General features: G+C 67.9%; 12 protein-coding genes. 11 read left to right on the top strand and 1 reads right to left on the bottom strand.

Annotated elements, in window-relative coordinates; genetic code table 11:
* Window positions 1-32: 32 nt before the first annotated feature.
* The 9 genes from abc-f to NNX37_RS09340 all read left to right on the top strand — a co-directional run bounded on the left by abc-f (window position 33) and on the right by NNX37_RS09340 (window position 10,764).
* Window positions 33-1,670 (top strand): ribosomal protection-like ABC-F family protein, encoded by a 1,638-nt coding sequence (gene abc-f, locus NNX37_RS09380; RefSeq protein ID WP_255792204.1) that lies wholly within the window; start codon window positions 33-35, stop codon window positions 1,668-1,670.
* 144 nt (window positions 1,671-1,814) lie between these two features.
* A complete protein-coding gene (locus tag NNX37_RS09375; protein ID WP_255792203.1) occupies window positions 1,815-2,156 on the top strand; it encodes a hypothetical protein in 342 nt (113 codons plus the stop codon).
* Between the two features lie 134 nt (window positions 2,157-2,290).
* Complete coding sequence (locus tag NNX37_RS09370) at window positions 2,291-3,808, top strand: carboxylesterase/lipase family protein (protein ID WP_255792202.1); 1,518 nt, start codon at window positions 2,291-2,293, stop codon at window positions 3,806-3,808.
* A gap of 95 nt (window positions 3,809-3,903) precedes the next feature.
* Window positions 3,904-5,304, top strand: coding sequence for a dihydrolipoyl dehydrogenase (lpdA, locus tag NNX37_RS09365; protein WP_255792201.1), 1,401 nt, complete (start codon window positions 3,904-3,906; stop codon window positions 5,302-5,304).
* 108 nt (window positions 5,305-5,412) lie between these two features.
* Window positions 5,413-6,990 (top strand): DUF4389 domain-containing protein, encoded by a 1,578-nt coding sequence (locus tag NNX37_RS09360; RefSeq protein WP_255792200.1) that lies wholly within the window; start codon window positions 5,413-5,415, stop codon window positions 6,988-6,990.
* 79 nt (window positions 6,991-7,069) lie between these two features.
* The gene (locus NNX37_RS09355; protein ID WP_255792199.1) at window positions 7,070-7,894 is read left to right on the top strand and encodes a hypothetical protein; all 825 of its coding nucleotides are present in this window, start codon (window positions 7,070-7,072) and stop codon (window positions 7,892-7,894) included.
* 102 nt (window positions 7,895-7,996) lie between these two features.
* Window positions 7,997-8,440 carry an acyl-CoA thioesterase gene (locus NNX37_RS09350; protein ID WP_255792198.1) on the top strand — a complete coding sequence of 148 codons (444 nt, stop codon included), beginning with the start codon at window positions 7,997-7,999 and terminating at the stop codon, window positions 8,438-8,440.
* A 68-nt stretch (window positions 8,441-8,508) separates the two neighbouring features.
* A complete protein-coding gene (locus NNX37_RS09345) occupies window positions 8,509-9,648 on the top strand; it encodes a glycosyltransferase (protein ID WP_255792197.1) in 1,140 nt (379 codons plus the stop codon).
* A 12-nt stretch (window positions 9,649-9,660) separates the two neighbouring features.
* Entirely contained in the window at window positions 9,661-10,764 is a 1,104-nt protein-coding gene (locus NNX37_RS09340) for a glycosyltransferase (RefSeq protein ID WP_255792196.1), read from the top strand.
* On the opposite strand, the gene NNX37_RS09335 is transcribed toward NNX37_RS09340, so the two are convergent.
* A complete protein-coding gene (locus NNX37_RS09335; protein ID WP_255792195.1) occupies window positions 10,748-11,653 on the bottom strand; it encodes a galactosyltransferase-related protein in 906 nt (301 codons plus the stop codon). The genes NNX37_RS09340 and NNX37_RS09335 overlap by 17 nt on opposite strands.
* 88 nt (window positions 11,654-11,741) lie before the next feature.
* Between NNX37_RS09335 and NNX37_RS09330 the strand changes: the two genes are divergently transcribed.
* Both NNX37_RS09330 and NNX37_RS09325 read left to right on the top strand, forming a co-directional pair.
* Window positions 11,742-12,842: a glycosyltransferase family protein gene (locus NNX37_RS09330; protein WP_255792194.1), complete on the top strand. Its 1,101-nt coding sequence runs from the start codon at window positions 11,742-11,744 to the stop codon at window positions 12,840-12,842.
* Window positions 12,843-12,980: 138 nt separating this feature from the next.
* Window positions 12,981-14,639, top strand: coding sequence for an ABC1 kinase family protein (locus tag NNX37_RS09325; protein WP_255792192.1), 1,659 nt, complete (start codon window positions 12,981-12,983; stop codon window positions 14,637-14,639).

Raw genomic sequence — 14,639 nt, 5'->3', positions numbered from 1 at the left:
AAACAGGTGCGGACACAAAATAGAATGGAGGAATGACTGCAACCCTCGTCGCCCGGGACCTTTCCGGCGGCCACGCGCACCGCACCCTTTTCGAGCATCTTTCCCTCACCGTCTCCCCGGGGGATGTCGTGGGTGTGGTGGGCGCCAACGGTGCCGGAAAATCGACGCTGCTGAGGCTGCTGGCCGGGGCAGCCGAACCGCAGGCCGGCACGGTCAGCACCTCGCCTGTTGATGCCTTCGTAGGCTGGCTTCCGCAGGAACACGTCCGGCTGGCCGGCGAAACCGTGGGTGGCTATCTGGCCCGCCGCACCGGGGCGGCAGCTGCCACCGAGGCGATGGAGACGGCGGCCGAAGCGCTGGGATCGGAACTGCCGGGTGCTGACGATACCTACGCTGCCGCCCTGGACCGGTGGCTGGCCTCCGGCGCCGCCGATCTGGAGGACCGGGCACCTGCGGTCCTGGCGGATCTGGGTCTGGGGCTCGGCCTGGACACCGCAATGGCCGGGCTCTCGGGCGGGCAGGCGGCGCGCGTGGCGCTGGCCGCACTGCTGTTGAGCCGCTTCGACATTGTCCTGCTTGACGAACCCACCAATGACCTCGACCTGGACGGGCTGGAACGCCTGGAACAGTTTGTCCGGGGCCTGCGCGGCGGCGTCGTCCTGGTCTCCCATGACCGCGAATTCCTGGCCCGGTGCGTGACGACGGTTGTCGAGCTGGACCTGGCGCAGAACAGCACCGCGGTCTATGAAGGCGGCTATGAGGCGTACCTGGAGGAACGCGCCGTCGCCCGCCGGCACGCCCGCGAGGCCTACGACGAATTCGCCGACAAGAAGGCAGATCTGGTCTCCCGCGCCCGGACCACCCGGGAATGGAGTTCGCAGGGCGTGCGCAACGCCATGAAGAAAAACCCCGACAATGACAAGATCCGGCGCAAGGCCAGCACCGAATCGTCCGAAAAACAGGCGCGGAAGGTCCGCCAGATGGAATCCCGCATCGCCCGGCTGGACGAGGTGGAGGAACCGCGCAAGGAATGGCAGCTGCAGCTGCGCATCGGATCCGCGCCCCGCTCCAGCTCGGTGGTCTCCACCCTGAACGACGCCGTGCTGAACCGCGGCGGGTTCACCCTGGGCCCCGTGTCGGTGCAGGTCAACGCGGGGGAGCGGATCGGCATTACCGGTCCCAACGGCGCCGGGAAATCCACTCTGCTGCAGCTGCTGCTGGGACGTGAGGTGCCCGACTCCGGCACCGCCTCCTTGGGCGCCTCCGTGGCCGTGGGGGAGATCGACCAGGGCCGCGGCCAGCTCCCTGCGCATCTGCCGCTCGGGGAGGCCTTTGAAGCCGCCGTTCCGGAACTCTCCTCCGCGGAAGCGCGGACCCTGCTTGCCAAGTTCGGGCTCAAGGCGGACCAGGTGTCCAGCCGGGTTGACGCACTGTCTCCGGGGGAGCGTACCCGCGCTTCGCTGGCTCTCCTGCAGGCCCGCGGCGTGAACCTGCTGGTCCTGGACGAGCCCACCAACCATCTGGACCTGCCCGCCATTGAGCAGCTCGAAGAGGCGCTGGAAAGCTATGAAGGAGCACTGCTGCTGGTGTCCCACGACCGCCGGCTGCTGGAGAACGTGCGCCTGGACCGACGCTGGGAAGTGAAGGACGGAACGGTCCGCGCAGGGTAGCCCGGACCGTCCCCGGCCCGTCCCCGAAGCGGCGGGAACGCCCCGGCGCGCGGAATGTGATACAAAGTATGCTGTGAGGCACCCTTGGGAGGTGCGGCACGCAGGTCTCGGGCGATTTCACGGAAGAAGTGTCCTCATGGCTTCATGGATGAGAAAGCGCAGCTCAGCTGCAGCGCACGGCAGCAGGGGCAGCCGCAGCGCAACGACGGTTCGACATGGGCTCGCGGTGACTACACACGCTTCCTTCGGGCAATTCGGAACCGGCCAGTGAAGGCGCTGCGGTCGGCGGAGGTGCCGGTCCTGATCCTCGTCTGGATGCTGTGCGTGGGAACCGACTGGTCCACCGGCACGAAGATCGCCCTTAACATCGCAGCGGTTGCTGCCCTTTGCCTCAAGGAAGTGGTCATGCACCGCCGCCTGATGTCCCGCCCGGTGCATGGGCGGCGCAGCGCCGGGGTACGCCGGCAGCTCGTCTCCGCCGCTTAGGCACTTCTCCGGCGTGCCGGACCCTGATGTTGGGCCGGTGCCACCGGTAACCGACACCGTCTCTGGTGGCCTCCCCGGGGCGCGCCTATCGTAGATAGTCGCAAGGCAGCTTCCCCGGCTGGAAAGAGTCGACCGTGGCTATTGACGTCGCATCGCTGGTGGTTGAGACCGGCAACGGACTGGTGCAGGGCATTGTGGACCACGGCGTGCGCACCTGGCGCGGCATCCCTTACGCTGCTCCGCCGGTCGGTCGACTCCGGCTCCGTGCGCCGCAGCCGCCCCCCAGCTGGAACGGCATCCGCGACGCCGGGAGGTTCGGCCCGGTGCCCCCGCAGTCCAAGGCGCCGAGCCTCACCGGGACCCGGCGAAGGGTGGCCATGGATGAGGACTGCCTGTCCCTGAACGTCTCCGCACCGCTGGATCCGGCGGACGGGCTGCTGCCGGTGCTGGTCTACCTGTACGGCGGCGCCTTCAGTTCCGGTTCCTCCGCGGAGCCTACGTACCGGGGAACCAAGCTGGTCCGGGACGGCGGCGTCCTCTACGTCTCGCTCAACTACCGCATCGGGGCGCTGGGGTTTATGGACTTCCGCGCGTACTCGACGCCGGAACGGCCGTTCGACGCCAACATGGGCCTGCGGGACCAGCTCGCCGCCCTGGAATGGGTGCAGCAGAACATTGAAGCCTTCGGCGGCGACCCGGACAATGTCACCCTGTTCGGCGAATCGGCGGGTGGTCTCGCCGTCACCACCCTGATGTGTGTTCCCGCCGCCCGGGGCCTGTTCCATCAGGCCTATGCGCAGAGCGCGGCGCCGTCGGCAGCCTATTCGTCGGACCTGCATGCGGCCTGGGCGGCCGACCTGCTGGAGATTCTGGGGGTTGAACCCTCTGCAGCCGCCGAAGCCCTGACCAGCATTGACGCGGCGAAGCTGGTCAACGCCACCCGGAAACTGACGACGAAGATCGGCCCGGCCAAGCAGCCGGGCTCGCTCAGCGTCTCTCCGGTCATTGACGGGGACTTCCTCCCCAGGCATCCGATCGACTCCTTCTTTGCGGGCGAATCCACTCCGGTTCCCCTCGTGCTGGGCACCATGGCCCGGGAAGGTGCGCTTTTCGCCAAGGTCTCCAACATTCTGCCCTCCACACCCGAACTGATCGAAAAAATGTTCGCGGGCACCGACCCGCTGGCCCGGGACCGGGTGGTTGCCGCCTATCCGGGCTACCCGTCCCGCAGGCGGTCGGAGGAGATCAGCGGTGACCTGGTGTTCTGGTATCCAAGCCAGATGGTTGCCGAAGGGCACTCACGCATTGCTCCCACGTGGTCATACCGCTATGACTATGCAACGCCGGCCATGAACCTGCTGGGGTTCGGCGCGACCCATTCCTTCGATGTGCCGGTGATGTTCGGCGACATCGGAACCGGGACGGCGAGGGCCCTGACCCTGTTGGGCGGAACCGAAGAGCTGAAGGCCCTGTCCGAACGGTTCCAGGGCTCGCTGCTGAGCCTCGCCAGGCATTCACACCCCGGCGCCGGCTGGCCCGCCTACGACGAGTTCCACCGACACACCCGCGTGTTCGACAAGCATGACCGGATCGAATCGGATCCGTTCCCGGAACGGCGCCGGGCCTGGTCAGGCTACCGGGGCTACATCTGAAGGTTCCCGGCACCCGTGCCCTCAGCGTCACCTCGTGAGAGCCTTAAGCCGGCTGAGAGATTTTCCCGCACCCCAGGCAAGGAGAGTTGGTTCCCATGAGCGAACATTACGACGTCGTGGTCCTGGGGGCCGGCCCGGGCGGATATGTGGCGGCCATCCGTGCCGCCCAGCTGGGGTTGAAGACGGCAATCGTTGAGGAGAAATACTGGGGCGGAGTCTGCCTCAACGTGGGCTGCATTCCCTCCAAAGCGCTGCTCCGCAATGCCGAACTGGCACAGATCTTCACCAACCAGGCCAAGACCTTCGGCATGACCGGCGAGGTCAGCTTCGATTTCGGTGCTGCCTTTGACCGCAGCCGCCAGGTGGCTGACGGCCGGGTCAAGGGCGTCCACTTCCTGATGAAGAAAAACAAGATCACCGAATATGACGGGCACGGCGTCTTCACCGATGACCACACGATCGAGGTGGCCCTGTCCAAGGGCGGCAGCGCGATGATCACTTTCGATAACGCGATCATCGCGACCGGCACCTATGTGCGGCTGCTTCCCGGCGTCGAACTAAGTGAGAACGTGGTGACGTATGAGGCCCAGATCATGGACCGGGAACTGCCGAAGAAGATCGTGATTGTCGGTGCCGGCGCCATCGGGATGGAATTCGGCTATGTGCACCGCAGCTACGGCGTGGATGTCACCATCATCGAATTCCTAGACCGGGCACTGCCCAATGAGGACGCGGATGTGTCCAAGGAAATCGCCAAGCAGTACAAGAAGCTCGGCATCCCCATCCTGACCTCCACAAAGGTGGAAACAGTGAAGGACAACGGGTCTTCCGTCACCGTGACCTACACGGATAAGAACGGCCAACAGGGCAGCATCGAAGCGGACCGGGTGATGATGTCCATCGGCTTCGCCCCGCGCACCGAGGGCTACGGGCTGGAAACGACAGGGGTGCAGCTGACCGAACGCGGTGCCATCGGCATTGACGACTACATGCGCACCAACGTCCCGCACATCTACGCGATCGGTGACATCACCGCCAAGCTGCAGCTCGCCCATGTGGCCGAGGCGATGGGCGTGGTGGCGGCCGAAACCATCGGCAAGGCGGAAACCCTGCCGCTGGGCGACTACCGCATGATGCCGCGGGCCACGTTCTGCCAGCCGCAGGTGGCCAGCTTCGGACTCACCGAACAGCAGGCCCGCGACGAAGGGCACGATGTGGTGGTGAGTACTTTCCCGTTCACTGCCAACGGCAAGGCGCACGGCCTGGGTGAACCGGTCGGCTTCGTGAAGCTTGTGGCGGACAAGGAGCATCTGGAGCTCCTGGGCGGTCATCTGATCGGGCCGGATGTCTCCGAGCTGCTGCCTGAACTGACGCTGGCGCAGAAATGGGACCTGACCGCCCATGAGCTCGCCCGCAACGTGCACACCCATCCCACCCTGAGCGAGGCCTTGCAGGAAGCCTTCCACGGATTGACCGGCCACATGATCAACTTCTAGCCGGGCGGCGGCAGCAGGCCCTGCCGGCTTGACTCTGTTCCCGGCGCGGCGAACGCTTGAAGACGAACCCGCCGGGTTTCCGCCTTGCTGCGAGCGAAGGGCACCGTCATGAACCCGGGCAGAATCGTCCTGATCATTATCGGCTCCCTGCTGGTCCTTGCCGGGCTGACCGCAGGGGCGGCTGCCGCTGCGCTGGGGCTGCTGGCTGCCGCCCAGCGCGACGACGGGTACCTGTCGGTTCCCGAAGAGACCTACAGCGTCGGCTCGTATGCCCTGACCAGCGAAAACATCGAGGTGAGCTCCGGTATCAGCGCCGGGGACAACGTCGGCACGGTGCAGATCCGGGGCACCAATCCGGACGGTGAGCTGTTCATCGGGATCGCCTCAGAGACCGACGTCGAGCGGTACCTCGACGGAGTGGCGCACGCCGAACTCGGTGACGTGACCTTTGAACCCTTCTCTGCGGAGTACGAGGAGATCCCGGGCACCGCAGCACCGGCACCGCCCGGGGAACAGGATTTCTGGGCTGCGTCCTCCGAGGGTGCCGGAACCCGGGAAATAGACTGGCCGCTGCAAGAGGGGGAATGGACCGTCGTCGTGATGAACGCCGACGCCGCGCCCCGGGTCACGGCCGATCTCCAGGCGGGTGTGCGCTCGGACGTGCTCGGTCCGCTCACCTGGTGGCTCGTCCTCGGAGCCGTTGTCCTGGTGCTCGGCGGTGTGGCGCTGATCCTGGCCGGCATCCTCACCGGCCGGAAGCCCGGCAGCGCATATCCGGCGGCCGGCGGGTATCCGGGCCCCGAAGGTGGACACGGCCCCTACGGGTACGGCGTGGCTGCGGCCGCCCCCGAGGCGCCCGTGTTCTCCGCCGCGGGGGCGGGGCAGCTGGCCGCGGGAGGATACGGCGGGCCGTACCCGGCGCGTCTCTACGGGGAACTGGATCCGGGGCTGTCCCGCTGGCTGTGGCTCGTGAAGTGGTTCCTGGCCATCCCGCACTACATCCTGCTTGCCTTCCTGTGGATTGCGTTTGGTGTGGCGACCGTTGTTGCCGGATTCGCCATCCTCTTCACCACCCGCTATCCACGGGCACTGTTCGATTTCAATGTGGGCGTCATCCGGTGGAGCTGGCGCGTGGCCTTCTATGCCACCGGAGTATTGGGCACGGACCGGTATCCGCCCTTCAGCCTGGAGCGGACCGACTATCCGGCGGACTTCGACGTCGCATACCCGGACCGTCTCTCCCGCGGGCTGGTGCTGGTGAAATGGTGGCTGCTGGTCCTCCCGCAGGCACTGGTCGTGGGGGCCTTCAGCGGTTCCGGCTACGTTGTGGTGCGGCAGGCAGGTCCGCTCGGCGGCTGGGACCCGAGCGTGGGCGGCGGGGACTGGGACGGGCCGGTGGACTGGGTGACGGACCCTGCAGCCGAAAGCCTGCGCTCAGTGGGCGGCTGGGCCGTCGGAATCTCCCTGCTGGCCCTGCTGGTGATGATTGCCGCCGTCGCGCTGCTGTTTACCGGCCGCTATCCGCGTGCGCTCTTCGACCTCGTGATGGGTCTGCAGCGGTGGTCCTACCGGGTCCTCGCCTACACGGCGCTGATGCGCGACGAGTATCCTCCGTTCCGGCTGGACCAGGGGCCGGTTGACGCCCGCGACCTGCCGCCCGCCGGTGACGCGGCCCGTGCCGGCTAAGGCTGCGGCCAGAAGCGCGGGGCGCATTTCTGGTCCGTCACCGGGGTCCGCGGCGCGGCCCGTAGGGCATACTGGCCCGATGACCAGGTTGGAAGGGCCGCTTGCCGACCCTCAGTCGGGGGCTTGGATTGCCGCGCGGCTGGCTCAGGCCGGAACCGTCTCGGGTACGGTTCCGGAGGGGTATGCCGCCTATGCCCGGATTTTCCATCCGATCCGGGCACAGCTGCTGGACTGGCGGCCGGACGGACCGGTAACCGTCGAATCCCGAAACATGCGGTGGGAGGAACTTGCCGAGGCGCGGGGAACGGTTGCGCACCCGCTGATGCAGTGGTCCGCCGTCCTCGCCGGCTACCGTAATCCGGTATGGAACGAACGCGGCTGGCACTATGAAGACCCGCTGGTGGGTGCACTGCCCGCCGGAACCCTGGCCGAGGTGGTCCGCCTCCTCGCCGCACACACGCAGACCCCCGGCCGTTGCCTTGCCGGGCTGTGGGACGGGTGGGGCTGGGTCACCGGCGCCGGGGAAACCTCCGCTGTTTCCGCCGGCGGGCCGGCTCCGCAGGACGCACTGCCGCTTCCGGGGTATGCCGCGGCGGACCGCGTACCGCGCCTGGAACTGCCGGCACGCGACTACCTGCTGTTTACCGGGGACCTGGCGGTCTTCGCCGACCCGGGATGGCAGGAACGCAACGGCTGGGACCCGCTCCAGAGCCCGAACCTGCTGTGGCCCCAGGACGCGGCATGGTTCCTCGCTTCCGAGATCGACTTCGATTCCACGCTGGTAGGCGGGTCGGTTGAACTCATCAGCGACCTGCTGCAGGCCGGCACGTTCGAAGCCATGGCGGTACCGCTGGACGGCGATCTGACCCGGCTCGGAGACCTTCTGAACGAGACCCCGGACTGAGGCCCCGGCCGCCACAGAGGGTCGGGCAGCTAACACGGGTCTGTGATCAAGGCATCCACGGATCGGTCCGGTCCGCCCCGGACCTGTGGATAAGCTGAATATATGGCCCTTGAGAACATCAATTTCCACACCCGCAAGTGGGTCCGCCCCGAGGATCTGAACGCCAACGGCACCCTGTTCGGCGGCAGCCTGCTGCGCTGGATCGACGAAGAGGCCACCGTGTATGCCATCCTGCAGATGGGCAACGGCCGGGTGGTCACCAAGTTCATGTCGGAAATCAACTTCGTCAGCTCGGCGGTGCAGGGAGACCTGATCGAAATGGGGCTTACCGCCACCAAGTTCGGCCGGACGTCCCTCACCATGCAGGCCGAGGTGCGGAACATGATCACCCGCCGCAGCATCCTGACGATCGACAAGATTGTGTTCGTCAACCTGGACGAGCACGGCAAACCCGTCCCGCACGGCTACACCACCATCAGCTACGACCGCGACCGCATCCCGTCCCAGCACATTCCGCCGGTGCCTTTCGGCACGGAGCCGTTCTAGCGCAACGCCCGTCCTGCCAGCCTGCGCCCTCCCGTCCCGGGCGGGGGATTCAAGGCATACTTACTCATATGAGTCTCGACTTCCCCCTGCCGCAGGGGCGCGCGGCGGCCGGGAAGCCGCTGCGGATAGCCATCCTGGCCCACCTGCACCATCCGATCTCCAGCCCGTTCCTCGGCGGCCTGGAAATGCACACCTCGCTGATGGCGGACGAGTTCGCCTCGCGCGGCCATGACGTCACGCTTTTCGCCAAGGCCGGGTCCGTTTCCCGGGGCCGGGTGGTGGATGTCCTCCCGGAAAGCTTTGACTTCCGCCGCAGTCCTGCTCCGGACCGCCGGCAGCAGCAGACCCTGGACAGTGCGCTTGGCTCGGCCATTGCGGCCGTCCGGGACGGCGGGTTCGACGTCGTCGTCAACAACTCGCTGAGCCTGCTGCCGTATCTTGGGCTCGCGGATGTGCCCATGCTGACCATCCTGCACACACCGCCGCTGCCGTGGATCATCGAGGCAGTCGAGGACGGCCGGGCACCCCTGTCACCGCTGCACCGGTTTGTCAGCGTTTCCGCCCGCAATGCCACCGGCTGGTCCACCCACCTGCCGGACCTGCACGTCATCCACAACGGCATCCGCCTGGCGGACTGGCCCGCCGGCACGGGGTCCCGCCCGGGGACCGCAGTCTGGGCCGGACGGGTCACCCCGGAAAAGGGCCTGCACATTGCCATCGACGCGGCGCGCGCGGCAGGCATGGAGCTGCACTTTGCCGGGCCGATCAGCGACGCGAAGTACTTTGAACGCACCGTGGCCCCGCATCTGGGCCGCGGGGTCCGCCACGTCGGCCACCTCGACCACCGGAACCTGGCCGCCTTCCTCGGATCGGGCGAGGTCTTCATCGCCTCGCCGGTCTGGTCCGAGCCTTTCGGACTCACAGCGCTTGAAGCCATGGCCTGCGGCACCCCGGTGGCGGCCCTGCCCCTGGGCGCCATGCCGGAGATTATCGACGCCGACGGCGGCCGGCTCGCCGAAGGCCTCGGTGCGGATGCCCTGGCTGCCGCGGTCACCGCCGCACGCCGCCTGGACCGGGACCGTGTGCGGAATTCGGCGGCCCGCTTCAGTGCGGCCGCCATGGTGGACTCTTACGAAGAGCAGGTGCGGTTCCTGCTCAACCCGGACGGGCTGCCGTCCGCCCCGCCCGCCGAAGCCCTCGTCCCGTAACCGGAGTCGTCCTTGCCTTCCCCGCGCCTGCCCCGCGTCGCCTATTACGCCCACCACCACGGCACCGGACACCTGCGCCACGCCGCCAACATTGCCCGGCTGGGCGGCGTGGAGCTGCTGGTCACCGGGACCGCTCCTGCCTCAGGGGAACCCCGGCTGCCCGGCGGCGCACGGTTCGCTCCGCTGCCGCCCGACGTCGGCCCCGGCGGCCCCTACGCGCCCGGACCGGGGGAGTTCCTGCACTATGCACCCTCGGGACCGGCACTGCAGGCCCGGTTTGGGCAGCTGCACCGGCTCTGGGAGGAGTTCTCCCCGGACGTAGTGGTGGTGGACGTGTCCGTGGAGGCGGCCGTTTTTGCCCGGCTGGCAGGCTATCCCGTGATCCACCGGCGGATGCACGGGGAGCGGACGGACCCGCCCCACCGGCTGGCCTATGAGTCCGTGCACCGGCTGATCGCCTACTTCCCGGAAGCTCTCGAGGACCCGGCGCATCTGCAGGCCTACGGAGCAAAGAGCACGTATCTGGGCATGCTTGCCCCGGATACGGCGCCGCCCGCCGGGCTCATCCCCGTGCAGCCCCGGACCGTTGCAGTGCAGACCTCCCTGGGCGGCAGCGGCGTGTCACTCGAAGACGTGCTCGCCGCGGCCCGCCAGACCCCGGAATGGCAGTGGGAGGTCATGGGGCACACCGCCGGCGCACCCGGAAAGATACCGGCGAACGTGTCGCTGCCGGGCGTAGTGGCGGATCCGGGACCCCGGCTTGCCGCCGCGGATGTGGTGGTCACCTCCGCCGGACACAATGCCGTGGCCGCAGCGGCTGCCGCCCGGCGTCCGGCACTGCTGATCCCCGAACCCCGCCCGTTCAGCGAACAGGCCGTCTTCGCCTCTTCGCTGGCCGCGGCGGGGGCAGCCGCCGCGGCGGACTTCGCCTCCGTGCAGGATTGGCAGCGCACGCTGGAGGACCTGCGCGGAACCGATCCGGAGCTGCTGGCCCGGACGCTGCTGGTATCCCCGGAAGCCTTCCGGGAGCGCTTCCTGACCGCGGTGGACTCGGCCGTGACCGGCGGAGCCGGGAACGCGGACGCTGCCGGCCGGGTGGTCAGTACGGCGCGTTGACCCGAACCGCTGCAAGCTCAGCGGAACCGGGACGGCGCAGCAGGCGCAGCTCACCGCCGCCGCGGTCCCAGGAGACGTAGCCGTCCCGGGCAAAGGCCTCGAGCCAGCCGGTCATCGGCCAGGTGCCCCATTTGCGCCGGAACGCCTCGGCGTTGATCACGATCGATTCCAGGTGCTGCAGCGGCGGCCGGTGCACCCCGTGGTGCTGGTGGAACATGGTTGCCGCGGAGAACGCCAGGGGGACGGCTTCCCGCCGGGCCGTGAAGGCGAAGTCCGTGTCCTCGCCGCCGTAGCCGGCGAAGGATTCGTCAAAGCCGCCGATCCGGTCGAAGGTATCCCGGCGGACCGCAAATCCCAGGGACCAGAACAGGGCGTATTCCTGCGAGGCGGCTGCCGGCTCTCCCGGCGCCGGTGCCAGGGCAGCGCGGGCATGGTGCGGCACGGAATCGCGCAGCAGCACTGACTCGTCGCCGTCGGCTACCCAGGCCTGGACGTCCGCGTCCGCCGCGAGGTAGCGGGGCGCGGCCATCACCAGGCCGCCTGCGCGGTCCAGATCGGCCAGCAGCTGTTCGAACATCTCCGGGCCGGGAATGCAGTCCACGTCCAGGAAGACCAGAGCGCCGGACCGGGCGGCGGCAGCGGCGGCATTCCGGCCCGCTCCCAGCGGCAGCGGCCCGCCGGGCGCCGACGCCGTGTGGACCACCCGCAGAGGCACCTCACTGGACGGGGGAACAGCCGAGGGCTGGTTCAGGTAGCAAACCACTATTTCGGCGGGCCGGCACGTAGAGCGGCCAATGCCGCGGACTGCATTGGCCAGGTGGGCGTCCCGTCCCGAGCTGATGATCAGGACCGAAAACTCCTGGGGGGAGCCCGTATGCCGAGGCTGCATTCTTCCCTTCCGCCTGGGGTGCCCGACCCGGGCGCCCGAAACCACTAAGTATACTGAAGAAGGTTTTTCCGGCGGAGAAGGAGCAGGCGTGGGCACGGCGGCAGATTCAATGATCAGGGTGGCGTCAGTGCCGCACAGCCAGGTCTACATCCGGCATACCGGTGCCGTCCCCGGCGAGCGGAATCCCGTAGTGCGCCTGCCGGACCCCGATCCCCGCAATCCGGGCCAGTCCACGGAAGCGACGTGGTGGCCGCCGGTCATGCTGGACGCAGCCTGGATCCGGGAGAACGCGGACAGCTTTGACTTGATGCACATCCACTTCGGCTTTGATGCCATTTCCCCCGCCGATCTGCGGGCCGTCACCGCGGAGTTGAAGGCGCAGGGAAAACCGCTGGTCTACACGGTCCACGACCTGCGCAATCCGCACCACCTCACGCCGGAGGCGCACGACGCGCAGCTTGACGTGCTGATTTCCGCAGCCGATGCGCTGATCACGCTCACGCCCGGGGCGGCCGACGTCGTCGAGCGTCGATGGGGCCGCCGCCCGCAGGTGCTGCCGCACCCGCACGTTGTCGGGCTCGACGAGCTGGAGCGGCGCCAGGCCCGGCGGCTCGAGGCCGGTCCCCGCGGGGAGTTCCGCGTCGGGGTGCACCTGAAGAGCCTGCGCCCGAACATGATGGACGGGGCGGTGCTGCCGGATCTGCTCGACGCCGTGGAGCAGCTTCCCGGTGCCGTGCTGCAGGTGAACGGGCACCCGGACATCCTCACGCCCGGAGGGGAGAAGTTCCGACCGGACCTGCACCGCTGGCTCACGGAAGCCGCCGATGCCGGGCGGCTGGAGCTGCAGGTCCGCGACTACTTCGACGAGCCTGCACTGTGGGACTACCTGTCAAGCCTGGACGTATCCGTGCTGCCGTACCGGTTCGGCACGCACTCCGGCTGGCTGGAGGCGTGCACCGATCTGGGCACGAGTGTGCTGGCGCCGTCCTGCGGTTTCTATGCCCAGCAGCGTTCCACCGTGACCGAATTCGTCCACGACGAAGAGGGACTGGATGCCCAGTCCCTCGCCGGCGCGCTCAAGCAGGTGCATTCATCCCGTTCCTGGCCCGGACTGAGCCGGGAGGAACGGACCGCCGAGCGCCGCCGGGTGGCCGCCGCCCACGAAGCGATTTACCGCTCCCTGCTCTGACCGGACGCTTCCGGATGCCCGCACTGCCGCGCATGCGTCGCACGGGGTCCGGGGCCTGTCGGCGGAACCTGTCCTCCGGCTAGTGTTTCGGTAACGAAACGCAGCCTGCCTAAGGATCTTCGTGGACGGAGCAGAGCAATGATCAGCCAGCTGGACCGTTACCGGCAGATCGCCGAGATCCTCTCCCGCAACGGTTTGGGTTTTCTGGTGTCCGCCCTCGGCCTCGAAGGCAGGCTGCCGTTCCGCAGGCAGCAGGACCCGGATCCGGCCGGCCGGCCACGCACCCGCCCCGAGTACCTGCGCACGGCGCTTGAGGAGCTCGGCCCCACGTATGTGAAGATCGGCCAGCTGCTCTCCACCCGCCCCGACCTGCTGCCGCCGGACTACCAGCGGGAACTGGCGAAGCTGCAGGACAATGCCGAAGCGGTACCGTGGCCGCAGATCATGGAAGAGCTCCGTCAGGAACTGGGCGGGGACCCGCTGGAGGTCTTCGGCTCCTTTGACACCACCGTCATGGCAAGCGCCTCGATCGGGCAGGTCTATGCCGCAACACTGAAGGACGGTACGGAGGTGGTGGTCAAGGTACGCCGGCCCGGGATTGCCGCCCAGGTGGACCAGGACCTGGAGATCCTGCAGAACCTGGCCAATGCGGCCGGCAAACGCTGGGAAGCGGCCCGGGACTATGACATCACCGGACTCATGGATGAATTCGCCGCCACCCTCCGCTCCGAGCTCGACTACCTCCAGGAAGGACGCAACGCGGACCGTTTCCAGGTCAACTTCGAAAATGACGCGGCGATTACCATTCCTGCAGTGTACTGGGACCACAGCACCTCCCGGGTCCTGACGATGGACCGGATCCGGGGGATGAAGGTCACGGATGTGGACGCGCTCGACGCCGCGGGGATCGACCGTCCCGCACTTGCGGTGGCTGCTGCCCGCGTGGAAATGAAAATGGTCTTCGAGGACGGGTTCTTCCATGCGGACCCGCACCCCGGGAATCTTTTCGTGCAGCCCGGCGGCCGGGTGGGACTGATTGACTTCGGAATGGTGGGGGAGGTGGACGAGAAGCTCCGCAGCCAGCTCTCGGCCCTGTTCATCGGCATTGTGCGCAAGGACCCCGAGCGGATCACTAATGCACTGGCGCGGATCAACGCTTCCGGCATGCGGGTGAACCGGGTAAAGCTGAGGATGGACCTGGGACCGCTGATCCGCCTGTACTCCGGCAAGGACCTGGGCAGCGCGCCGGTGGGGACCATCATCAGCACCGGACTGGGCATCCTGCGCACGCACCACATCCAGCTTCCCCGCGAAATGGCGCTGCTGCTGCGGATGCTGATCATGACCGAGGGCATGGGCGAGGTGCTGGATCCCCAGTTCCGGCTGGGCCCCACCCTGGGCCCGTACGCCCGCAGGATGGCGCTGCAGCAGCTGAACCCCGTGAACTACGCCCGCAGGCTCGGCCGTGCGGGAACGGAGGTCCTGGAGCTGGGAGCGGAACTGCCGGACCAGGCACGCCGGCTGCTCAACACCCTGGAAATCGAGGGCATGGAGGTCCACCTCCGCGGCGAGGAACTGCTGCCGCTGGTGATGCGGCTGGAGCGCGTGGGCAACCGGCTGGTGGCGGCAATCTTCGCTTCGGCGTTTATCCGGGGTGTGGGCGAGCTGACGCTGGGTGATTCGTCCCGCTGGAAATCGTGGCAGGCACCGCTGATGAGTGCCGGGCTCGCGTCCACGGGCGCGCTGGGCGGGTACATTGCCTGGACTTCGCGCCGGGCCCGGCTGCGCGGCATGTGA

Origin of the sequence: Arthrobacter zhaoxinii (assembly GCF_024385505.1) — a bacterium.
Classification (GTDB): Bacteria; Actinomycetota; Actinomycetes; order Actinomycetales; family Micrococcaceae; genus Arthrobacter_B; species Arthrobacter_B zhaoxinii.
This window is presented reverse-complemented; position numbering and strand designations above follow the sequence as displayed.